We start from the raw sequence: 23538 nt of genomic DNA, 5'->3' as shown, positions 1-23538 counted from the left end.
GACCGGCCCGGCCCCGACAGCGGCGAGTTTTATAACGTAGAGCCCTGGAGCCGATGCCCCTACAATGCGCCCCTGCGAAATCGTCACGTACCCGCTCGCCGCCAGGGATAGCCCAGCCCATGCCCAACTCCTCCACCCGCCTCGATCGCTTCCTGCTGGCCACCCTGCTGTTCACCCTGGTCTGGCTGCCCTTGCCGCTGGGCAGCAACCGGGATTGGGCCGTGGGGCTGTTCGTGCTGCTGATGGGCGGACTGGGGAGCCTCTGGGCGATCGGCCAGCTACGCGGCGCGCTACCGCCGGCGCGCCAGCTCAAGGCCGCCCTGCCCCTGCTGGGCTTGCTGCTGCTGGCCCAGGGCTGGGTGGCGGTGCAGTGGTTGGCGGGTTTGAGCATGGACAACGGCGCGACCTTCCAGTACCTGATGCTCGGCCTGGCCTACAGCCTGCTGTTCCTGCTGGTGGTCAGCCTGTGCCACACGCGCAAGCGCCTGAGCCTGCTGCTCGGCACCCTGGTGGTCAGCGGCACCCTGCAAGCCTTCTGGGGCGCGTTCATGACCCTGTCCGGGGTGGAGTGGCTGCTGCTGACGCCCAAGACCAGCTACCTCGGCGACGCCACCGGCACCTTCGTCAACCGCAACCACCTGGCCGGCTACCTGGAGATGACCCTGGCCTGCGGCATCGGCCTGCTGCTGGCCCTGCGCGACGGTCGGCCCTTCAGCTGGGTCAACCTGCTGGAACTGCTGATGGGCGCCAAGGCGCGCCTGCGCCTGGCCCTAGTGGTGATGGTGATCGCCCTGGTGATGACCCACTCGCGCATGGGCAACACCGGCTTCTTCGCCAGCCTGCTGCTGGTCGGTGGCCTGTTCGTGCTGCTGAACAAGGAACACCGCCTGCGCAACGGCCTGATCCTGGCCAGCATCGTGCTCATCGACGTGCTGGTGATCAGCCAGTACTTCGGCCTGGAGAAGCTCAAGGATCGCCTGCTCAACACCCGCCTCAACGACGTGGTGGTCAATGGCGAAGTGGTGCAGCAGGCCAACGAGGTGCGCGACGACGTGTTCGGCTACGCCATTCCGCTGCTGCAGGAGCGGCCCCTGCTGGGCCAGGGCGCCGGCAGTTTCGAGGCGGTGTTCCCGCAGTATCCCGGCGAGGACATCCGCCTGCACTTCGACCACGCCCACAACGACTACCTGCAGTTCGCCATCGAATTCGGCCTGCTCGGCCTGCTGCCGCTCGCGGCCTTCCTGCTGCTGGCCCTGTGGCAAGCGTTGCGCGCCCTGTGGCGACGAGAGTCGGTGTACCGCAGCGGCGTCGGCTTCGGCGCGGCCATGGGCATCATCGCCCTGCTGATCCACTCCAGCACCGACTTCAACCTGCAGATCCCGGCCAACGCCGCGACCCTGGTGGTGCTCTGTGCGATAGCGGTCCTGGCCGGCAGCCATGGCCACAAGCGCCAGCGCAGCACCGCGCTGGCTTGAACCAGGCAACCGCAGCGGACCACTCAGCAATCGTCCAGGGTTTCCCGATCCGGATGCCAGTCGCCCTCAAACGCATGGCGAATCTCATGCTGCAGGCAGAACGGGTATCGATCTCGCAGGATCTCCAGCACGCACACGTCATTGGCGCAGCGCGCCAGGCCGAATGCTTCGGTGCCGGGCTTGTATTCGATCTGATCGACCAGGCGCACATGGATCAGCACATCGTCACGAATGATCCCGGGCGGCGCGCTCTCGCTTGCACAGCCAGGCAGTAGCAAGGCTGCCGCCAGCACCAGCAGGCACGGCGCCGCCTGAAACCTCGCCGGCAGGTACTCACAGTGCCTGCCGGCCAGCGCCGTCGCGCGTGCGCAGGCGAGACACGAACGCGCCGCCTCGCCAACGGGAAAATGCACCAACCACAACACATGCTGGCGCAAGCCAACACGGGCCAGGTGGTCTTGCCAGACGCTCAGACGGCTAACGACCGCCCACGGGTTCTCTACTTCAGTACTTCTCGACCCGAGATTCATCACTGCCACGCTCGCTGGGTACTGCGCCTCGAGCGGCTCCCTACATCAACTCACCCTCTCCGCAAATCCGCCCTCAGGTTCAGTGTAGGTCGCTGACCCGCAATCTGGCGGCAATATGCCATCAGCTCGCCCTTGGCCATTGCCCTTAACGCAGCAGGCGCAAACGGCTGCGCAACGCCTGCCACGTCAGCCAGGCCAACAGCGCCAGCAGTACGCCGAGGGCATTGGCCAGGATGTCGTCCTGGCTGAACTGACGCACCGGCTGCACGAGGAGCTGCAGCCATTCCAGCAGCGGCGCCAGGGCAAACAGCACGCCCCACAAGCACCAGCCGGCGACCCGGTCGAAGGCCAGGCGACTGCTCAGCGCCAGCGCGCCGAAGGCCAGCAGGTGCAGGGCCTTGTCCGACTGCTCGAACAAATCCGGCGGTGATTGCGGGCGGAACAGGCCGTAGAGCATCAGCGCACAGCAGACAACGAAGAACGTAGGTTTCAAGCGGAATATCCATCAATGGAGCCAATATTTGCGCGGTTGAGCCGCATCACCAACGCGATCCTGTAGGAGCGGCGCCCTCGCCGCGATGGTGATTGCCGGCACACCGACGCAACAGCGCCGGCAACCATCGGGATCGTGTTGACCATTCAAAAAAAGCTCGCGCCGGGGGCGGCGCTCCTACATAACATGCAACTCACCACCGCGACCTTGTAGGAGCGGCCGGGCGGCGATCCGCGACCTCGCCGCGATGGCGATTGCCGGCACACCGACGCAACAGCGCCGGCAACCATCGGGATCGTGTTGGCCATTCAAAAAAAGCTCGCGCCGGGGGCGGCGCTCCTACATAGCATGCAACTCACCACCGCGACCTTGCAGGAGCGGCCGGGCGGCGATCCGCGACCTCGCCGCGATGGCGATTGCCGGCACACCGACGCAACAGCGCCGGCAACCATCGGGATCGTGTTGGTCATTCAAAAAAGCTCGCGCCGGGGGCGGCGCTCCTACATAGCATGCAACTCACCACCGCGACCTTGTAGGAGCGGCGACCTCGCCGCGATGGCGATTGCCGGCACACCGACGCAACAGCGCCGGCAACCATCGGGATCGTGTTGGCCATTCAAAAAAAGCTCGCGCCGGGGGCGGCGCTCCTACATAGCATGCAACTCACCACCGCGAGCCTGTAGGAGCGGCGACCTCGCCGCGATGGCGATTGCCGGCACACCGACGCAACAGCGCCGGCAACCATCGGGATCGTGTTGGTCATTCAAAAAAGCTCGCGCCGGGGGCGGCGCTCCTACATAGCATGCAACTCACCACCGCGACCTTGTAGGAGCGGCGACCTCGCCGCGATGGCCATGGCACCAACTGACCGCAAGTCTCAAGCGCGCGCTCCGCCAATCAGCTTCAGCAATTCCTCGGTCTTGCGCTGCATCAGCGCCTCGTCGCCGCGGCTCTCGACGTTCAGGCGGATCACCGGCTCGGTATTGGAGGCACGCAGGTTGAAGCGCCAGTTGCTGAACGCCACGCTCAGGCCATCGGTGAAGTCCACCAGGCGTGCATCGTCGGCGTAGATGGACTCGATGCGGTGCAGCACATCGGCCGCATCGGTCACCTTGAGGTTGATCTCCCCCGAGGACGGGAAGGCAGCGATGCGTTCGCCGACCAGCTCGGACAGCGGCTGCCGGCGGGTGCACAGCAGTTCGGCCACCAGCAGCCAGGGGATCATGCCGCTGTCGCAGTAGGCGAAGTCGCGGAAGTAGTGATGGGCGCTCATCTCGCCGCCGTAGATGGCGTTGACCTCGCGCATCTTCTCCTTGATGAAGGCATGCCCGGCCTTGCACTGCACCGGCACGCCGCCGTTCTGCTCGACGATGTCCAGGGTGTTCCAGGTCAGACGCGGGTCATGAATGATGCGGGCGCCGCTCTCCTTGCGCAGAAAGGCCTCGGCCAGCAGGCCGACGATGTAGTAGCCCTCGATGAAGTTGCCCTGCTCGTCGAACAGGAAGCAGCGGTCGAAGTCGCCGTCCCAGGCAATACCCATGTCCGCGCCATGCGCCAGTACCGCGGCGCGGGTGGCCTCGCGGTTTTCCAGCAGCATCGGGTTGGGGATGCCATTGGGGAAGGTGCAATCCGGCTCGTGCTGGATCTTGATGAACTCTACCGGCACGCCGCGTGCCTGGAACGCGGCCTCGATGGCATCCAGCGCCGGCCCGGCCGCGCCGTTGCCGGCGTTGACCACCAGCTTCAGCGGCGTGAGCGCGCGGACATCGATGTAGCTCAGCAGGTGCTCGACATAGGCGGCGCGGGTGGACACCTCGCGGTAGGCACCCAGCTCGGCGACAGGCGCCGCGAAGTCATTGCGCTCGGCCAACTCGCGGATGGCCTGCAGGCCGCTGTCCTGGCTGATCGGCTGGGCCTGCTGGCGCACCAGCTTGAAGCCGTTGTAGTCGATCGGATTGTGCGAGGCCGTCACCTCGATGCCGCCATCCACGCCCAGGTGCCAAGTGGCGAAGTACACCTCCTCGGTACCGACCATGCCCAGGTCCAGCACCTCCACGCCGGCATCGCGCAGGCCGAGGGCCAGGGCGCTCTTCAGCGCCGGCGAAGTGGCGCGAATGTCCCCACCCAGCACCACGCGCCTGGGCTTGAGCCACTCGGCATAGGCGCGGGCGATGCGGTAGGCGATATCGGTATCCAGCTGCGTGCCGAGTTGGCCGCGAATGTCATAGGCCTTGAAACAGGTCAGTGTGCTCATCGGAAAGAAACTCTTTGCAGAACGAAAGAACAGGCAGCGAACGCGGCCTGATAACGAATAACCGAGGAAGAAAAAGCTCGCGCCGAGGGTATCGCCCCGTAGGAGCGGCCGGGCGGCGTACCGCGCCCCCGCCGCGATGCGGGCCGCAGGGCCGCCAAATGAAGGCAACCAGCGCAAAAAACAGAAACAAAACCAACAGCTCGCGCCGGGGGCGGCGCTCCTACGCCGAGCCCATCTCTCCCCTGTAGGAGCGGCCGGGCGGCGATCCGTCGGGCGGCGCTCCGCCCCCCGCCGCGAAGCGATCCGAATGGCAACGCGATTTCCGCCCTACAGCCACACGGCGTCCCAATGCGGGTACTGCCCCACACCGGCCACCAATCCCGCGCGTAGCGGGTTGGCGACCACATAGCGCGCCACCGCCTGCAGGTCTTCGTCACGGCGGATGGCCCGATCGTGAAAGCCCGCCTGCCAGACCGCACTGCCCAGGCGCCGCGCGGAAATCGACTTGACCCGCCCCACCACCGCCGACAGCGAGCCCTGCTGCAATTGCAACAACCAGTGCAGATGATCCGGCATCACCACGAAGGCCAGGGTTTCGGCGCTGCCCAGTGCGGACTCCGCGCGTAACACCTGAACCAAGGAACGGGCGCAAGCAAACTCAGCGAAAACCGGCTGGCGCTCGCGGGTCACGGTGGTGACCAGGTAGAGCTGCCCAGGCTGGGAATGGCGGCCTTTGCGCAGCCGGTTAGCAGCTCCTTTGCTCATGATCATCATGGAACTCCCTTCCATAGAACCAGCAGCTTGCGCCGGGGGCGCGGATCGCCGTCCGACGGAGCGCCGTCCGACGGATCGCCGCATTTACCGCCATAAAAAGCTCGCGCCGAGGGCGGCGCTCCTACAGAGAAGCACAATCCACACGCCCCTGTAGCATCGCCCCCAGAGGCGCCAGCGCCCGCGTCATCCCCCACCGGCTACAACCCCTGCTTGTACAACCGCTCGAAGCAGAAGTTGGTCGCGTCGATATAGCCCTCGGCGCTGCCGCAGTCGAAGCGCTGGCCCTTGAACTTGTAGGCCAGCACGCAGCCGCTCTGGGCCTGTTTCATCAGCGCGTCGGTGATCTGGATTTCGCCGCCCTTGCCCGGCTCGGTGTCGGCGATCAGGTCGAAGATGTCCGGGGTGAGGATGTAGCGGCCGATGATCGCCAGGTTGGACGGTGCCTCCTCCGGCTTGGGCTTCTCGACCATGTGGCTGACCCGGTAGATGTCGTCGCGGATCATCTCGCCGGCGATCACCCCGTACTTGCTGGTCTGGTCGCGCGGTACTTCCTGGATGGCGACGATGGAGCAGCGGAACTGCTTGTACAGCTTGACCATCTGCGCCAGCACACCGTCACCACCGAGGTTCAGGCACAGGTCATCGGCCAGCACCACGGCGAAGGGCTCGTCGCCGATCAGCGGCTGGCCGCTGAGGATGGCGTGGCCCAGGCCCTTCATCTCCACCTGGCGGGTGTAGGAGAAGGTGCACTGGTCGATCAGCTCGCGGGTGCCGGTGAGGTACTTCTCCTTGTCGGTGCCGCGAATCTGGTGCTCCAGCTCGTAGCTGATGTCGAAGTGATCCTCCAGCGCGCGCTTGCCACGGCCGGTGACGATGGCCATCTGCTGCAGCCCGGCATCCCGCGCCTCCTCGACGCCGTACTGGATCAACGGCTTGTTGACGATGGGCAGCATCTCCTTGGGCATGGACTTGGTGGCCGGCAGGAAACGGGTGCCGTAACCGGCAGCGGGGAACAGGCATTTGCGAATCATGAGGTACCTTGGCTATTGCGAATGAGGCCACAAGCGGCCTATGGGAAACAAAAAATCAAAAGCTCGGGCCGAGGGCACGGCGCACCGCTGCAACAGCGTCTGCCTGTAGGAGCGGCGCCCCCGCCGCGATGCGGGCCAAAGGCCCGCCAAATAAACGAAACCAGCGCGAAAAACCAAAAGCAAAACAAAAGCTCGCGCCGGGGGCGGCGCTCCTACAAATAGCCACCCCTGTAGGAGCGGCGCCCTCGCTGCGATGCGGGCCGCAGGCCAGCCAATAAACGCAACCAGCACGAAAAACCAAAAGCAAAACAAAAGCTCGCGCCGGGGGCGGCGCTCCTACAAATAGCCACCCCTGTAGGAGCGGCGTCCTCGCCGCGATGGTGGCAGCAGGCACACCAGCGCGCCAACGCCGGCAACCATCGGGGTCGTGTGGGTCATTCAGAAAAGCTCGCGGCGGGGGCGCCGCTCCCACACCGATGCGCCGTCAATCACGTAGGCGCGACCCGAGCGCGATGGGACCTACTGCGCATACCCCTGCGGATTGCGCACCTGCCAGCGCCAGGTGTCGGCGATCATCTCCGACAACCCGCGCTCGGCCTTCCAGCCGAGTTCGTGGGCGGCCTTGGACGGGTCGGCCCAGCATTCGGCGATGTCTCCCGGACGGCGACCGACCACCTTATAGGGCACCCGCTTGCCGCTGGCCTGCTCGAATGCCTGGACCATCTGCAGCACGCTGTAGCCAATGCCGGTGCCCAGGTTCCAGACGTTCACCCCGCTACGCTGGCTAATCGCCTGCAGGGCCTTGAGGTGCCCCGCCGCCAGGTCCACCACATGGATGTAGTCGCGCACCCCGGTGCCGTCCTCGGTCGGGTAATCCCCGCCGAACACCGACAACTGCGCCAGCTTGCCGACGCCCACCTGGCTGATATAGGGCACCAGGTTGTTCGGGATGCCGTTGGGGTCCTCGCCGATCAGCCCGCTGGCATGGGCGCCCACCGGGTTGAAGTAGCGCAGCAGGGCCACGCTCCAGCGCGGTTCGGATGCGGCCAGATCGCCCAGCACCTGCTCGACCATCAGCTTGGAACGGCCATAGGGATTGGTCGGCGCGCCGGTGGGGAAGTCCTCGCGGATGGGCATCTGCGCGGGCTCGCCATACACCGTGGACGACGAGCTGAACACCAGGCGGAACACCCCGGCGGCGGCCATGGCCTGGCAGAGCGCCAAGGTGCCGGTCACGTTGTTCTCGTAGTAGTCCAGCGGCTTGCGCACGCTCTCGCCCACCGCCTTCAACCCGGCAAAGTGCAGCACCGCATCTATCGAGTGATCGGCGAACAACCTGCGCAGCAGAGCACGATCACGAATATCACCCTCAACAAACTCCGGCGCCCGGCCGCAGATCTGCGCCACCCGGCGCAGCGATTCGGCCGAGCTGTTGCTCAGGTTATCCAGCACCACCACCTCAAACCCGGCTTCGAGCAACGCCAGGGTCGTGTGCGAACCGATATAGCCGGCACCGCCGGTTACCAGAATTTTTTCAGTCAAAAGTCAGCATCCATTCAGAGGGACAAGAAAAAGCGCGCGCCGTGGGCACAGATCGCCGCCCGAGCGCTCCTACACCGAAGCGCAGCCCGTCCTGTAGGAGCGGCCGGGCGGCGATCCGACCCTCGCTGCGATGGCGATTGCAGGCAGGCCGACGCATCAACGCCGGCAACCATCGGAATCGTGTTGGTCATTAAAAAAGCTCGCGCCGGGGGCGACGCTCCCACGAGAAACCTCGATCAGTCCTGTAGGAGCGGCGCCCTCGCCGCGATGGCGGTCACCGCGAACCAAAGCGGTTGCCTTACGTCCTGCCGTACTTGTCGGCGAAGCGCACGATGTCGTCCTCGCCCAGGTACGAGCCCGACTGCACCTCGATCAGCTCCAGCGGGATCACCCCCGGGTTTTCCAGGCTGTGCACCTGGCCGATGGGGATGTAGGTGGACTGGTTTTCAGTGACCAGGTAGCTCTTATCGCCGTTGGTGACCTGGGCGGTGCCGCTGACCACTATCCAGTGCTCGGCGCGGTGGTGGTGCATCTGCACCGACAACTTGGCGCCCGGCTTTACGGTGATGCGCTTGACCTGATAGCGATGACCGTTATCGATGGAGTCGTACACGCCCCAGGGCCGGTACACCTCGCGGTGGTTGATGTGCTCGTTGCGCGCCCCGCCCTTGAGGCGCTCGACCACCTTCTTCACGTCCTGCACATGGTCCTTGTGGGCCACCAGCACGGCGTCCTTGGTTTCGACTATCACCAGGTCCTCGACCCCCACCGTCGCCACCAAGCGGCTGTCGGCGTGCACATAGGTGTTGCGGCTGCTCTGGTCGAGCACATCGCCCTTGAATACATTGCCGACGGCATCCTTGGCGCTCACGTCCCACAGCGCCGACCAGGAGCCGATATCGCTCCAGCCGGCATCCAGCGGCACCATCACCGCGTCGGCGGTTTTCTCCATCACCGCGTAGTCGATGGAGTCGTCCGGGCAGGCGGCGAAGGCGGTCTCGTCCACGCGGGTGAAGTACTGGTCCTGCGAGCCGCCGGCCAGGGCCTGGCGACACGCCGCGAGAATGTCCGGGCGGAAGCATTCCAGCTCCTGCAGATAACGGCTGGCGCGGAACATGAACATGCCGCTGTTCCAGAAGTAGTTACCGCAGGCCAGGTAATCCCGCGCCGTGGCCAGGTCCGGCTTCTCGACGAAGCGGCTGACGGCGAAGCCGCCCTCGCCCACCGCGGCGCCCTGCTCGATATAGCCGTAGCCGGTTTCCGGGTGGGTGGGGACGATGCCGAAGGTCACCAGCTTGCCGGCCTCGGCCAGCGGCAGCGCCGTCTGGATGCTGGCCTGGAAGGCGGCGGCGTCCTGAATCAGGTGATCGGCCGCCAGCACCAGCAGCACCGGATCGTCGGCCTCGCTGCTCGCCTGCAGCGCCGCCAGGGCGATGGCCGGCGCCGTGTTGCGGCCCACCGGTTCGAGCAGGATGTTGGCCTGCTCCATGCCCAGCACGCGCAACTGCTCGGCGGCGAGGAAGCGGTGCTGCTCGTTGCAGATCAGCCGCGGCAAGGCCGCGCCGAGCCCGTCGAGGCGCTTGATGGTGGCCTGCAACATGGACAGGTCGCTGTCGGCCAGCGGCAGGAACTGCTTGGGGTTGAGCTGGCGCGACAAAGGCCACAGGCGCGAGCCCGCACCGCCGGCCATGATTACCGGAATTAACATTTAGAGGGTCCTTCAGAGTCAAATAGATTTAGTGAGCTGCTGTTAATAAGCGTCGATATGCCTGCCTACTTACAAACAGCCTTTCGCTTGCGTGCTCCATCCTCACCAGATGAAGCTATTCGGCGCCGGTGGGAAGACTATTTATTGTCGATGCGTAACCGTAGGAAGCGAGTCACTCGCCAGGCGATGGAAAAATCACCACAACACAGCAATATTGATACTGGCTAGTAACTGGAGTTGCTTTAGGATAAGGCTGGGCAGGAAGGGGGGCTGTCGGAACCGAACGCCTGCGCAGAAAGAAACTGGAGGCGTCTATTACTTACATGGAATTACTACTAACTGGATTTAATAGCCAAAACAATATTCTTCTCGTAGCTGCGCGAAAAATGACGCTCTAGAACTTTCCGCTGCTCTACTAACCAGCCATAAAGATAACTGTGATCACTTGTTAATTTATGCACTCTATCTATGATTTCCTCATCACTAGAACAAGGGGTAAAGTACACATTCCCGCCATGAGGAATACCTTGAAATCCTATGTCATTAGTTACGACAGCCACACCGGATGACATTGCCTCCAGCAATTTAATTTTGATACCTGTGCCAAACTTAAACGGCGATATCAAAATCTTACCCGGTCGAAACAATACATCTACGCATGAAATAAAGCCGACAAACTGGACATAATCCTTACCCCTATGCCTTTCAACAAATTCTGCTGGTGTTTTCCCCGCAACCACCAAAGTAAAACCAGTGGCCTTGGGAAGCACACTGGAGATAAGATGCTCCAAGGCTTCAATGTTATGCGCAACATAGTTATTGCCTAGCCAGACAAGCTCCTTCTCACCAACTTTACCAGGACCGACAATAGCTTCTCTTACGTTAACGATAGGAAAATTAGTGAATATACTCTCCTGCCTGCCCGTAAACTTCTGGTAGATTTCTTTCTCTGATGGTGATGTAATCAAGACTACATCTGCAATACTAGCGACAGCTATTTCACGCTCCCTACACTTTTTTGCCTCATAGCTCAAAATCACAGGTAATATCTTTTTTACCAGCACTTTAGACAAAATTATAGGTATAAACTTTCCGTAAGAACCAAACACCTGCACTGGTGTTAGATTAGACCTTGCAAAAAGGTCATACCGTAGCGATAGGAGATCATCAAGGTCATACACGACCTTCGCCGCTGTATTATTTTTTACGCCTTCTGCATATTTGAAAAGCCGTACCATATCGAAATATACAGCTGAGATTCCTTCACACTTAACAAACGCCTCTATTTTGCGCAAATTATACTTGCTAAAAAATAGTGCTTCCTGAAATGCACCTCTAGACATCGCCACATTTTTTATCATGGAAGGCAGCCCAGGTTTAGCTAGTACTATAGTGGTGCTTACGCCATTATTTTTGTGGCTAATTATTATATCCTGCTCTACCTCTGCTTTCGTATTAAATACGGCAGCACTGATATCGCAATAGACACTCATTCTTTTTATGAAATCGATTATTAACGCTTCACGCCCACCATCGCTACTTGACAAACTCCGCGAGAGAACCAAAAGAATTTTAGTCTTGACGTCTTTCATGCGCACCGCCTGAGTTGTTCAAGCACGTCATTCACTGATGGATATGATATCGAACCCTTTAATTTCTCGTACTCATCTGAGCTATTCGAGTAGTAGCACATGGCTGCCACCCATTTATCTGCATTTAATTCAAGTTCCAGCGAGCCTTTCAAGTAGACCTCAGATATGCCACCGAACGAAACCTTAGTTCCAATAACTGGAATTTTATTATGTAGGCTCTCTGCAACCTTAATATTAACGCCGGCACCTTGGACAATGGGAGCGATCGAAAAAAAACAATTATCCCACACCTCCATTATGTCCGTGACATATCCGTGAAACACCATATTCTCTGGAGCCCCAAAGGAGTATTTTTTGCTATTCTTCCCATATACATGAATCTTAAATTCCGAAGACAACCTAGGTGCCAAGCAATCACGTATCCATTGAAAGGCTTGTAAATTTGGCCACCAATCAAAACTTGCAAGAAACACTAGCTTTTTATGGGAGAGCCGGCTATTACCTTCTAATTTCGATGCATAGGAAAAAACTGGCGGAATAGTAATCGTCTTAATTGAAGTACCAAATGAGGAAACTGGATTAAGTAAGGAATAGTGGTGCCTCTCCTCGTCAGAAATAGAATATATTCTATCGACATGACTTAAGGCCTCTTTCTCAAAATCGCTATAAACGCAACACAGTTGTGAGTATTTATATAGCCCTTTTCCTCCCATACGCTGCTGAAAAAGAGCAGGCTCAATATTATGGCTTATATGTACGATTTCAACAGCTTCCCCGAAGACCTTACGCAGATCTACCGCGAGATAGCAAAGCTCTAGGTGGTCGATAAAAATCGTTAATTTTTTAATAGACCGGCAAGGCTCGCCCAGTAACTCACGCGCCCTATTTATTATAGCCACCCTCAAATTATCACTATAAAAATAAGAAACCGGCAACGGTAGCCTGAGTAGAAGCGCAACAAACATAGATGCAATTTTTCTAAGAAATTTATGCTTGATACTTGACCAATCATAATAGCTAAATATCTCAACATCCAACTCGGACAATCTCATCAACTCAATAACTTCACGAGTGAACTTACTACCGCCATCGGTAGGAGTACCAAAATCCCCAAACGTGACAAATAATGCTACGTCCCTCATTACTAGATAGCCTCCTTATACAATACGGCTTGATTTTCTCAAGAAGCCTTTAACCTTAAAGAAAAACAAGAAAACAGCATTCATAATTACAAAATTATATACCGACAGTAACAGACCTTCTACACCCAAGCGGTAGCCAGCAGAAAAACTAACAAACAGGTAGAGCGATATAAAACGAACCAAACCGCCGTATGATATTCCTTGTGCAATTAACCCCAAAACCATGCCATAGATCACGCAGGCGACAATAGTCCCAAAGTACCCGAAGTCGGCGTACCCAGACATTGGAATGGTGTATGTTAGAGTTGAACCCAAATGATAAAAATTCAAATTTAACTCATCACCAAAAATGAGCTCGGTCAAATGCGCCTCTTTGTCAGCTCGAGGTTTTTCAAAAGGAAGAATAGCTGATGGAATAGCCGCAAGCGGGGATAGAGCAGCAACTAAGAATCTAAAATACAGAAAATCATGCGATTTGAAATATTCGATTAGTGAAAGACCATTCTCGAATTGCAAGAAATTCAAATACAGCGCAGTTAACGAACCTTTAAAAAAGGTACCTAGGGAGATAGCTGAGTAATCTCCCAAGCGAGAATAATTCAGAACATGCAACAGGACAATCAATACTGGCGCAGCAAATATAGCTACTACAGTAGTCCTGCTTAACAACTTACGCGAAGGATAATGGCGTAAAAAAATAATACTTAGCAGCATGGTAAGCACCCAGGTTCGCGTAGCTGGCTGCGCTAGAATGAAATAAATGAACACAACTAAACATACTAGGGGGATGTGAAATTTTCCGTCTTTCTCCCCATAAATATAAACAATGTAAAGACACAAATAAACTAATCCGCCAGATATGAAATTTAGAAAATACTTTCCGCGAGCTAGAGACATCATTACTTCAAAGGAATTTACCGGATTAAAAACGTAAAGAAAATCACCTGTCTTAAAGAAAGTAATCACATAAGCCCCTCCCCCCAACAATAACAAGGATGCAACAAGACTTCTCTTGGTCTTCTCTGCACTATTTACACGCTCAAAGATGTGCTTACCGATAAACTTTTTATTAAGACGAAGAGCGGTGATCAATGACACGTGCATTAAAGTAATACCGATGACACCGCAAATCAAATAGGTATTTAAGATATCATTCATGTGTAGGTTTTTATACACCGAAAAACCAAATGCGATGTGCAAGGATGGCATCAAGGAAAAATACACAACATGCATCCCATAAACAATTAAAGACGCATGCGTTCCAGTCTTCTTCAGCGCGTGGAGCGAATAAACAACAGGCAATACCAAGTTCAAAATAACAAGCAATTCATTCATATCAACTGGCAGCCCAATACTTATAATCCAGCTTGTATGTCAACTTAGACTTTCTAACTCTTATAAGGCTCGCAGGATTCCCACCTGCGATTGCCATCTCTGGGATATCTTTTGTTACTACGGCCCCGGGAAGAATCACTGCGCCCTTCCCAATCCTAACTCCCGGCATAATTAGTGCGTTCGAGAATATGCAGGCGTAGTCCTCTATTAATACATCCTTCTTATAATACCCGAAGTTATCACAATCAATTTTGTGCCCCGCAGTATATATTTTAACATCGTGCGCAATTGAAACGTTTTTCCCGATAGTAATTCTTCCTCGATTATCCAGATAAACACCGAAATTAATTATTGAGTTTTCATTAATGCGCACCTCAGACAGACCAAAGAGTCTGACCTTGGAATGCACAACCGCATTCTTCTTTAAACGGACATTAAGTAGCCTAAGAAGCAGATTCTTGACCTTGAAGAACGGAATAAGATTTGCCGTTAAATTTACTACCCTTACATACAGGAAGAACAATTGCGTTTTCATTTTTTTATATACAGAGCCACATGCATCAGTACACTGTAGAAAATTTTAGGCAATCTTAGAACGTTATGAAACCTGGCTCTTGAGATATACTCTAAAAAGGCACGATTTTTATGCTTGTCGGACACCCCACCTGTACGCATAAAATTCTTATGCGGCAATTTCTTAAAAGGTATTCCAAGCTTGTAGGCTCTGAGAAGCCAGTCGGTGTCAACGGCAATTTGAACATTCGTATCAAATCGCCCAATAATTTTATATGTCGCCAATGGAATGACACAGGATGTATGGATAAACCTGAATCCCATGCATAACAAGAACCTACGAAACCTCTTATTTATTGTGCAGATTATATTTTTTCCCTCATCCACCATTATTGTCGATCCATAATAGACGACTCTATCATCACTAACAGATATTTCCCTAGCAATCATCTCGAGATACTCAGGCGGCCAAAAATCGTCCGAGTTCAACAACAGAACAAAATCACCCTCAGATTTCTGAAGCCCTTTATTCCAAGCATCGCCTATGCCTTTGTCTTTTTCTGAAACCATACACTTAATAAGGCGGCAGTAATCTTTATTGACTATCTCAACAGTACTATCTGTAGATCCTCCATCAATAATTATAAGTTCGTAATCTTTTAAAGTTTGATTTTTGACTGACTCGAGCGCATCCCGAATGTAGCATTCGCTATTAAAGGAAGCCACGATGATACTAAACATAGGCTTTGGCGGCATCTTTATAGTTTTCAACCTGGTAAGTCCCGCTTAACTGTTTGATACGCTTTCGGAGTAGGAGCTTTCCTGCGCAATATTTTCTGCCGGCAGCTCTGTTCAACTAATTCGGCCTCTAGAGATATTTTCTCCATACCAGTTATAGGTCGAAGCCAAGCCCTCCTTCAAACCAATACCTGCTTGCCACCCCAACGCCCTGAGCCGCGACACGTCCATCAACTTGCGCGGCGCGCCGTCGGGTTTGCTCGCGTCGAAGCTCAGCCGCCCGGCAAAGCCGGTGACCTTGGCGATGGTCTCGGCCAGCTCGCGGATGGTGCAATCCACCCCGCTGCCCACGTTGATGTGCGACAGCATCGGCTGGGTGTTGGCGCGGTAGGTTTCGCCGTCCAGCTCCATCACATGCACGCTGGCCGCCGCCATGTCGTCCACATGCAGGAACTCGCGCATCGGCTTGCCGCTGCCCCAGATCACCACCTCCTCGTCACCACGCTGCACCGCCTCGTGGAAGCGCCGCAACAGCGCCGGGATCACATGGCTGTTCTCTGGGTGGTAGTTGTCGTGCGGGCCATAGAGGTTGGTCGGCATCACGCTGCGGTAGTCGCGGCCATGCTGGCGGTTGTAGCTCTCGCACAGCTTGATGCCGGCGATCTTGGCGATGGCATAAGGCTCGTTGGTCGGCTCCAGCACGCCGGTCAAAAGCGCCTCTTCCTGCATCGGCTGCGGCGCATGCTTGGGATAGATGCAGGACGAGCCGAGAAACAGCAGCTTCTGCACGCCCGTGCTGTGGGCCGCCTGCACAATGTTGGCCTCGATCATCAGGTTTTCGTAGATGAAATCCGCCGGGTAGCTGTTGTTGGCATGGATGCCGCCCACCTTGGCCGCCGCCAGATACACCTGATCGATACGGTTGCCCTGGAAGTACTCGCGCACCGCTGCCTGGTCGAGCAGGTTCAGCTCCTCACGGCTCGCCGTGAGGATGGTGCTGTAGCCCAGCGCCTTGAGCCGGCGCACGATGGCCGAACCGACCATGCCACGATGCCCGGCCACGAACACCGCCTGGTTGAGATCGCGCGCCACCATCAGTTCTCCATCGCCATCGGTACGTCGTGGCCGTACTCCTTGAGCAGCGCATGACGCTGGGCGATCTTCAGGTCTTCGCGGACCATCTCGGCGCACATTTCCTGCACAGTGATTTCCGGCACCCAGCCGAGCTTGTCCTTGGCCTTGCTCGGGTCGCCCAGCAGGGTCTCCACCTCGGCCGGGCGGAAGTAGCGCGGGTCGACCCTCACGATCACATCACCCACCGTCAGGCCCGGCGCCTTGTCGCCCTCGATGCGTTCGACAACAGCCTGCTCCTGCACAGCCTCACCCTCGAAGCGCAGGCTGATGCCCAGCTCCGCCGCCGACCAGCGAATGAACTCGCGCACCGAATACTGCACCCCGGTGGCGATCACGAAGTCGTCCGGCTGTTCCTGCTGCAGCATCATCCACTGCATGCGCACGTAGTCCTTGGCATGGCCCCAGTCGCGCAGCGCATCCATGTTGCCCATGTACAGGCACTGCTCCAGGCCCTGGGCGATATTGGCCAGGCCGCGGGTGATCTTGCGGGTCACGAAGGTTTCGCCACGGCGTGGCGACTCGTGGTTGAACAGGATGCCGTTGCACGCATACATGCCGTAGGACTCGCGGTAGTTCACGGTAATCCAGTAGGCATACAGCTTGGCCACCGCGTAGGGCGAGCGCGGGTAGAAGGGCGTGGTTTCCTTCTGCGGGGTTTCCTGCACCAGGCCGTACAACTCGGAGGTGGAGGCCTGGTAGAAGCGCGTCTTCTTCTCCAGGCCCAACAAACGGATGGCCTCGAGAATACGCAAGGTGCCCATGGCATCCACATCGGCGGTGTATTCCGGCGACTCGAAACTCACCGCCACATGGGACTGCGCGCCGAGGTTGTACACCTCGTCCGGCTGCACCTGCTGGATGATGCGGGTGAGGCACGACGAATCGCTCAAATCACCGTAATGCAGGATGAAGTTCTGATTACCTACATGCGGGTCTTGGTAGATATGGTCCACCCGCTGGGTATTGAAGGAAGAGGCACGGCGCTTGATGCCGTGAACTTCGTAGCCCTTCTCCAGCAGGAACTCTGCAAGGTAGGAGCCGTCCTGGCCGGTGATGCCGGTAATAAGAGCGCGCTTGACCATTTGTCTAGACCTAGTAATTAATTAAAAAACATTATGAATGAGTCCGAAGCGGCTGTAGACCCAGACCCAAGTTAAGTCATAATTTCTATTTTTGACTTGAAGACTGTAAAAGAACGGCTAACGGCGGTAAATTTACCGTGCATATCCACTCACAGGAACTCTATACATCATAAGAAATGGAAAGAGCCTCCTCTTCAATATCTAAAAAACGCTCTAGAGTCATCGGTCTACTTTGATCAAAGTGCTTGGATATTATTTTTAGTTGAGGAACAGACCAATTCCACCATTCGGACCTCAACAATTCAGAGATTAGGTTGTCGCAGTGCCTATACTTTATAACTCGGGCCGGGACCCCGCCTACAATGGCGTACGGAGGCACATCTTTCACAACTAACGCACTGTTCCCAACTACTGCGCCAGTAGCTATCGTTACACCCGACTTTATTACTGAGTTTGACCCTACCCACACGTCATTCTCAATAACCACTTCCTGAACCTCATCATCAAAAAGCTGCTTCTCTGAAAGCTGCAATTTTGGATGTTGCACTCGATTATTCATGTAAAACACAGAGTGGAAAGATATTTGGTCCAAAGGGTGATCCCCCCCTCCTCCAACTATCGAACCTTTAGATATAGCACAAAACGCGCCAACACTTGACTTAGTTACCGCGCCACCGCTAATTCTCGTAAACCGCCCAAAAGATGAATCGGACACCTCCGACCCCCTCATCAAATGAGAGTACTCTCCAAAGACGCAATTATTTGACATCGAATTCCAATGAGCATTGAACCCACGAACACAGTCCATAGTTTTTTTTCTTGTGTATAGCGACCACTTCCAGAAGTCTTTACTTAGGTGGTTCATGCTGCGATTCCCCTGAACTCTCGACGTACTTCATTTGCAAGAAAAGGCATCCTAGCCAACTCAGCGACTAACACGAAACCTATTACTACACCCGCCTCGCTCCAAGCCAGTCCGCTGTAGTATGAGACCCAAAGCGCCCCCAGCATAAACAGCACAGATATAAGCGACTGTCTCTTAAATGCCCCGATGCCGTTAAGAAACATAGCGAAACAAACATTAAGATTAGAAAGAACAACCCAGCCAGACAGAGCCGCTATTAAAGCTACGGATGGCACAACATCTTTAATCCAGTATCCAATTAAATCCTGACCAAAAAACATAAAAAACAGAGAAGAAGGAAGCGTTACTATTAACACGAACAATATAGATTTCTTTAGCGCCTTAAGAATCCAAATTTTGTCTTTCCGATAATAGGCTTCGCCGTATGCACTCCATAATGGCTGGAGCGCAACCGCGACCAACACCCCTAATACTGACACGGATTTCTGAGCTACGCCGTACTCCCCAACAGCTACGGCGCCAACCACAACTCCAATTATTACTGGAGGCGAATTTAATTTCACTGCAAACATGACCTGTGCAAGCAAACTCCACCCACCATCCGTAAAAAGCTTGGAGATCACTTCCCGATCTAAATTTCGCCTTAAGAAAAAGCCCCGCTTATTATGGAAGTAATAAATACTATAGATAGAATTAATAACTACCGGAGAAGCAGCAAAAAAAAACAAAACACCTGAAAAACCCAAATCCAAATAAACGGACGCACAAATTCCGATAAACCCTGTCACATTGCCGCATATTATCAATTTATTTGTAGTGGAGTTTTCTTGATAGCCATTCAAGACCCGATGCACAAGACTTGCTGGAACACCAACCAAATATACGCAGAGACCAAAATATAGCGCATTTATCGTTTCCAAACTTAAAGCAGGGGACGACGATATGGCCACCACATCCTCAGCCCTAATTACCTCTAAGCATATGGACAAAGTAATCATCAACAGCACCGCTACCAACGACGCGGTCAGGTACGCGTTCACAATGTACTTTTCTGAAATTTTCGGATCATCAAGCCCAAACGACTTGCTTATTCCATTTTGCAATCCAGTACCGATTCCAAGGTCAACAAACGTCAGTGTTGCCAATAGTCCGGTAACCATCATCCAAACCCCAAACAACTCACCGCCAAAGTACTCCGAAGTCAATGGCATTGTAACTAGCGCGACAAAAATACCAACAAATTTTGAGAGCAACGAATATACAACGGACATCAACAGGCGGTGATCCCTATTACTTAGACTGGTTAAGCACAAAAACAACCGCCTCATCGAATACGCTCGCTCTTGAGCAGCCGCTAATACCTTCATTTTCACCGCCTAAATATAACCACACACCTTCAAAATTACGGCATCGGCAGTGAGCAATTCACTGCACTAGGTAATCGCACATGAAGCTTTACGTAACTTTATTTATTACTAGTCCGAAAAACTTAGTACACATCTTTCGACAATAACGTAAACGGCGTCTTGATCAATATTTTGATGTCGAGCCACACGGACCAGTTGTTGATGTAGGCCAGGTCCAGTTCCACGCGTTTGGCCATCTTGTCGAGGGTTTCGGTTTCGCCGCGGCAGCCGCTGATCTGTGCCAGGCCGGTGATGCCGGGCTTGATGCGGTGGCGGGCCATGTAGGCGTCGATCTTGCCGGTGTAGTAGTCGTTGTGCGCCACGGCGTGGGGGCGTGGGCCGACCAGGGACATGCGGCCCTGCAGCACGTTGAACAGTTGTGGCAGCTCGTCGATGGAGGTGCGGCGGATAAAGCGGCCAACGCGGGTGATTCGCGGGTCCTGGCGGCTGGCCTGCTTGACCTGGGCGTCGGCGTGTACGCGCATGGAGCGGAACTTCCACACCTTGATGATCTTGCCGTTCCAGCCGTGGCGCTTCTGCTTGAACAGCACCGGGCCGGGGGAGCTCAGCTTCACCGCCAGGGCGGTGGCCAGCAGCAGCGGGCTGAGGGCGAGAATGGCCAGCAGGGCCACGCCGCGATCCAGTGCGGCCTTGGTCAGGGCGGCGGTCGGGTAGGCGGTGAGCGGGCTTTCGTTGAGGTTGATCGCCGGCAGGCCGTCGATCTCCGACACCGAGTGGTTGAGCAGCGTGAGGCTGCGTAGGTCGGGTATCCACACCACGTCCACCTGGGCATCGAGCAGGTCGATGTACAGGCCTTCCACCTGCTCGGCCTCGCTCAGCGGCAGGGCGATGTACAGGCGGCGGATGCGGTGGGTGGCGATCAGGTCGCGCAGGTGGGCCAGGTTGCCGAGTATCGGGTAGTCGCCCTGCTGATGTAGGCCATCGTCCGCCGCTACCAGCCCGGCCAGGGGCTCGCACTGCTGGCGGGCGAGCTTGTCGGCCAGGTTGTGGGCCAGGTCGCCGGTGCCGATGATCAGCGAGGTGCGTTCGCGCTGCAGTTGCCGCTGGTAGCTGCGGGCGCAGAAGTGCAACGGCAGGTACAGGCCGGCCTGCAGGGCGAAGCCCAGCACGGCCCAGGTCAGGATGACCTCGCGAGAGAACGATGCGCTGGTCTTGGTGACGAAGGCGGCCACGGTCAGGCCGGCCAGCAGCACCAACCAGCCAGCCAACAGCCGGCTAAGGCCAGTCAGGTAACCGTGATGCTTGTGGTACACGCGCAGCAGCGAATAGGCCGGCACCGAGCCGAGCAGGACCAGCAGTGCCAGCACCCGGTATTGCTCGCCCATCTCGCCGGTCTTGAACAGCGCCAGCACACTCAGCAGCAGGATGACGCTGCTGATGGCGGCGAACCACTGCCCCCAGAAGGTCAGGCCACGGCCGGCGGCGGCGCTGGTGTCGCGCTTGCCGACCAGGTTGAGGCCGCCGCGCTGCCGCGTTTCGTTCGCGCCGCGGCCCAGCCCGGCCAGGTCGCCGCGACGGCGCCGGTGCAGGGGCGGGTTCGATTGAGGGTCGAACAAGGTGGCGGTTGTCTGAGTCCGTGACATATCGGTTACCTGGTGAAGTTTGGATTCAGCGGAGCCGTGGTTTGGCTTTGGGTGCTGCGGCGGTTGCGGTTGTTAGGCGGCGCGAGCTTTTGGGTTTGTCCGTTGGTGCTGTGGTGGCTGGGCTATCGCTTCGCGGCGGGGGCGCGAGCTTTGGGGCTGTCCGTTGGTGCTGTGGTGGCTGGGCTATCGCATCGCGGCGGGGGCGCCGCTCCTACAAGACGGTTACGGATTTTGGGCGGGCCAGTCGGGCGGGCCTGCGGCCCGCTTCGCGGCGAGGTCGCCGCTCATACAGGGGATTGTGTTGGCTGTAGGAGCGTCCGGGCGGCGATCCGCGCCCTCGGCGCGAGGTTTTGAATCAGGTACATGGCGTGCGCTGGCGGGTTGTGATCAGTGCGGCTCCGAGTTTGTTGCACAGTTCGTCCAGGTGGCCGGTAGCCTCGGCGAGTTCGAGCAGGCGCTTGGTCTCTGCCGGGCCATAGGCGACGACGCGGCGGGCGGACTCCAGGCTGGCCTGGCGTTGCGGCGCGTCGAGCTGCGCCCAGGCGCCGAGGCCGATGGCCGCCAGTTCGCGGTTTACGCCGATGCGCCAGGGCCCGAGGCGCTGGGCTTCGCCCAGGGCGTGGGCGAACTCGCCGTCGAACTGCTGCAGGTACAGCTTGGTGTGGGCCAGGCGCTCCCAGCTGTAGGGCCAGGCGGGCCGGGCGGCGGTTGCGGCGCGGTAGGCTTGCAGCGCCGCGCGCCGGGAGGCCTCTGCCAGCGGGTCGCCGTAGGGCTGGCGGAACTGCTGCCAGCTGTAGATGCGTCCGAGACGGTCGAGGTAGTCGCCATTGGCCACCGGATACCAGGCGATGGCCCGCTGCGCCGCATCGTGGGCGATCACCCAGGCGCGGGGCGACGGCTCGCCAGCGGCCTGTTCCCAGGTGCCGATAAAGGCTTCGGCCTGGTAGCTGGCGATGCCGGCGGGAATCATCCGCGCGCCGGCCGCGAGCAGCGCCAGGGCGAGCAGCAGCACGAGCAGCAGCGGCAGTTTTTCTGTGACGGATTTCACGCTTTGGAACTCTGGGAACGAGTTGGGCCGACGCCGGCCACGAGGCCGGCGGGTGGGTCGATGGGGTTCAGGTGAAGTGCGTCTGCGCGATCAGCCAGGGCGTGTGGTTGACCAGGGCCTCGGCCTTGGCCTTGCCGACGATGCGCGCCGCGCGCTGCATGCCTTCGCTCAGCACCGGCGGGCGGTGTTGCAGGTTGTGGGCGTCGCTGGCGATGACCGTGACCACGTCTTCGGCCAGCAGGTTGAGCGCCAGCTGCTCGGCCGCCGGGCCGAAATGCCCGGCCACGGCGCCAGCGGTAACCTGCAGCAGACATCCCTGGGCCAGCAGCGGCTTGAGCTGTTCGGGGCTGCGCATCAGGCCCTTGTTGCGTTCCGGGTGGGCGATCATCGGCACGATGTCGCGTTGCAGCAGCCAGCCGATCAGCCGTTCGGCACCGAAAGGCACCAAGCCGTGGGGGAACTCCAGCAGCAGCACCCGCTTGCCCCGCCACTCGCCGAGGAACGGGATGGTGCCCTGGCTGACGCCCATCATCAGCTCCATGTCGAAGCGCACCTCGGCGGCGGCGGCGACCCTCAGCGGAATCTGTGCCTTGTCGAGAGCGGCCACCAGCTCCAGGCGCGCGGCCTCGATGCTGGCCGGCGTGTTGTCATAGCGCCCGGGGTGGATATGCGGGGTACAGACCACATGGGTGATGCCGTCCGCCACGGCCACCCGCGCCAGGGCCAGCGAGGTATCCAGATCAGGCGCCCCGTCGTCGATGCCGGGCAGCAGGTGGTTGTGCAGGTCGATCATGGTGGGCGGAAAGGTCCGTTGGTGTTTGGTGCGGTTTGGGCTGTGGGTGCGGCCGGGCTGTGGGAGCGTCGCCCTCGGCGCGAGCTTTTGGGTTTGTCTGTTGGTGCAGTGGTGGCTGTGCTATCGCTTCGCGGCGGGGGCGCGGATCGCCGCCCGGCCGCTCCTACAGGGGATCGCGTTGTTTGTGGGAGCGTCGCCCTCGGCGCGAGCTTTTGTGCTGTGCCTTTGGTGTTGCGGTGGCTGGGCTATCGCTTCGCGGCGAGGTCGCCGCTCCTACGCAAAGCGCGACTCTTCTTGGGAGCGGCGTCCTCGGCGCGAGCTTTTGTGCTGTGCCTGGTGATGCTGTGGTGGCTGGGCTATTGCTTCGCGGCGGGGGCGCCGCTCCTACAGGGGATCGCGTTGGCTGTGGGAGCGGCGCCCTCGCCGCGAGCTTTTTGGGTGTTTAGGTCGCGGCGAGGGCGGAGGCTCTACAGGGAGCG

The 23538-nt window shown here is 57.7% G+C and carries 20 protein-coding genes; 1 reads left to right on the top strand and 19 read right to left on the bottom strand.

Annotated features, from left to right (window positions below):
- Positions 1 to 119 precede the first annotated feature (119 nt).
- Positions 120 to 1475 (top strand): O-antigen ligase family protein, encoded by a 1356-nt coding sequence (locus ACSX1D_RS09755; protein ID WP_439862038.1) that lies wholly within the window; start codon positions 120 to 122, stop codon positions 1473 to 1475.
- A 23-nt stretch (positions 1476 to 1498) separates the two neighbouring features.
- On the opposite strand, the gene ACSX1D_RS09750 is transcribed toward ACSX1D_RS09755, so the two are convergent.
- The 19 genes from ACSX1D_RS09750 to ACSX1D_RS09660 all read right to left on the bottom strand — a co-directional run bounded on the left by ACSX1D_RS09750 (position 1499) and on the right by ACSX1D_RS09660 (position 23059).
- On the bottom strand, positions 1499 to 2005 hold the full coding sequence (locus tag ACSX1D_RS09750; protein ID WP_439862037.1) for a hypothetical protein: 507 nt from the start codon (positions 2003 to 2005) through the stop codon (positions 1499 to 1501).
- A gap of 145 nt (positions 2006 to 2150) precedes the next feature.
- Positions 2151 to 2498, bottom strand: a complete 348-nt coding sequence (locus ACSX1D_RS09745) for a VanZ family protein (protein ID WP_439862036.1) — start codon at positions 2496 to 2498, stop codon at positions 2151 to 2153.
- Positions 2499 to 3375: 877 nt separating this feature from the next.
- Positions 3376 to 4752 (bottom strand): phosphomannomutase CpsG, encoded by a 1377-nt coding sequence (locus tag ACSX1D_RS09740; RefSeq protein ID WP_439862035.1) that lies wholly within the window; start codon positions 4750 to 4752, stop codon positions 3376 to 3378.
- A gap of 327 nt (positions 4753 to 5079) precedes the next feature.
- Positions 5080 to 5517, bottom strand: a complete 438-nt coding sequence (locus ACSX1D_RS09735) for an REP-associated tyrosine transposase (RefSeq protein WP_439862298.1) — start codon at positions 5515 to 5517, stop codon at positions 5080 to 5082.
- A gap of 206 nt (positions 5518 to 5723) precedes the next feature.
- Positions 5724 to 6557, bottom strand: coding sequence for a UTP--glucose-1-phosphate uridylyltransferase GalU (gene galU / locus ACSX1D_RS09730; protein WP_439862034.1), 834 nt, complete (start codon positions 6555 to 6557; stop codon positions 5724 to 5726).
- 519 nt (positions 6558 to 7076) lie between these two features.
- Complete coding sequence (gene galE / locus ACSX1D_RS09725) at positions 7077 to 8099, bottom strand: UDP-glucose 4-epimerase GalE (protein WP_439862033.1); 1023 nt, start codon at positions 8097 to 8099, stop codon at positions 7077 to 7079.
- Between the two features lie 298 nt (positions 8100 to 8397).
- Positions 8398 to 9807 (bottom strand): mannose-1-phosphate guanylyltransferase/mannose-6-phosphate isomerase, encoded by a 1410-nt coding sequence (locus tag ACSX1D_RS09720; protein WP_439862032.1) that lies wholly within the window; start codon positions 9805 to 9807, stop codon positions 8398 to 8400.
- Positions 9808 to 10142: 335 nt separating this feature from the next.
- Positions 10143 to 11399, bottom strand: a complete 1257-nt coding sequence (locus ACSX1D_RS09715) for a glycosyltransferase family 4 protein (RefSeq protein WP_439862031.1) — start codon at positions 11397 to 11399, stop codon at positions 10143 to 10145.
- Positions 11396 to 12541 carry a glycosyltransferase gene (locus ACSX1D_RS09710; protein ID WP_439862030.1) on the bottom strand — a complete coding sequence of 382 codons (1146 nt, stop codon included), beginning with the start codon at positions 12539 to 12541 and terminating at the stop codon, positions 11396 to 11398. Before ACSX1D_RS09710 ends, ACSX1D_RS09715 begins: the two co-directional genes overlap by 4 nt.
- 15 nt (positions 12542 to 12556) lie before the next feature.
- Positions 12557 to 13876 carry an O-antigen polymerase gene (locus tag ACSX1D_RS09705; RefSeq protein ID WP_439862029.1) on the bottom strand — a complete coding sequence of 440 codons (1320 nt, stop codon included), beginning with the start codon at positions 13874 to 13876 and terminating at the stop codon, positions 12557 to 12559.
- 1 nt (position 13877) lies between these two features.
- Entirely contained in the window at positions 13878 to 14399 is a 522-nt protein-coding gene (locus ACSX1D_RS09700) for an acyltransferase (protein ID WP_439862028.1), read from the bottom strand.
- A gap of 8 nt (positions 14400 to 14407) precedes the next feature.
- Positions 14408 to 15130: a glycosyltransferase family 2 protein gene (locus ACSX1D_RS09695; RefSeq protein WP_439862027.1), complete on the bottom strand. Its 723-nt coding sequence runs from the start codon at positions 15128 to 15130 to the stop codon at positions 14408 to 14410.
- Positions 15131 to 15241: 111 nt separating this feature from the next.
- The gene (fcl, locus tag ACSX1D_RS09690) at positions 15242 to 16219 is read right to left on the bottom strand and encodes a GDP-L-fucose synthase (RefSeq protein WP_439862297.1); all 978 of its coding nucleotides are present in this window, start codon (positions 16217 to 16219) and stop codon (positions 15242 to 15244) included.
- A 2-nt stretch (positions 16220 to 16221) separates the two neighbouring features.
- On the bottom strand, positions 16222 to 17343 hold the full coding sequence (gene gmd, locus ACSX1D_RS09685; RefSeq protein WP_439862026.1) for a GDP-mannose 4,6-dehydratase: 1122 nt from the start codon (positions 17341 to 17343) through the stop codon (positions 16222 to 16224).
- Positions 17344 to 17503: 160 nt separating this feature from the next.
- Positions 17504 to 17902 carry a CatB-related O-acetyltransferase gene (locus tag ACSX1D_RS09680; RefSeq protein WP_439862025.1) on the bottom strand — a complete coding sequence of 133 codons (399 nt, stop codon included), beginning with the start codon at positions 17900 to 17902 and terminating at the stop codon, positions 17504 to 17506.
- A 302-nt stretch (positions 17903 to 18204) separates the two neighbouring features.
- Positions 18205 to 19479, bottom strand: a complete 1275-nt coding sequence (locus ACSX1D_RS09675; protein ID WP_439862024.1) for an oligosaccharide flippase family protein — start codon at positions 19477 to 19479, stop codon at positions 18205 to 18207.
- 218 nt (positions 19480 to 19697) lie between these two features.
- Positions 19698 to 21218 (bottom strand): undecaprenyl-phosphate glucose phosphotransferase, encoded by a 1521-nt coding sequence (locus ACSX1D_RS09670; protein WP_439862023.1) that lies wholly within the window; start codon positions 21216 to 21218, stop codon positions 19698 to 19700.
- A gap of 355 nt (positions 21219 to 21573) precedes the next feature.
- A complete protein-coding gene (locus ACSX1D_RS09665) occupies positions 21574 to 22266 on the bottom strand; it encodes a hypothetical protein (protein WP_439862022.1) in 693 nt (230 codons plus the stop codon).
- 67 nt (positions 22267 to 22333) lie between these two features.
- On the bottom strand, positions 22334 to 23059 hold the full coding sequence (locus tag ACSX1D_RS09660; RefSeq protein WP_439862021.1) for a tyrosine-protein phosphatase: 726 nt from the start codon (positions 23057 to 23059) through the stop codon (positions 22334 to 22336).
- Positions 23060 to 23538: the final 479 nt, after the last annotated feature.

The sequence above is a fragment of the Pseudomonas sp. MBLB4136 genome (assembly GCF_051904765.1).
In the GTDB taxonomy this organism is placed as follows: domain Bacteria; phylum Pseudomonadota; class Gammaproteobacteria; order Pseudomonadales; family Pseudomonadaceae; genus Aquipseudomonas.
This window is presented reverse-complemented; position numbering and strand designations above follow the sequence as displayed.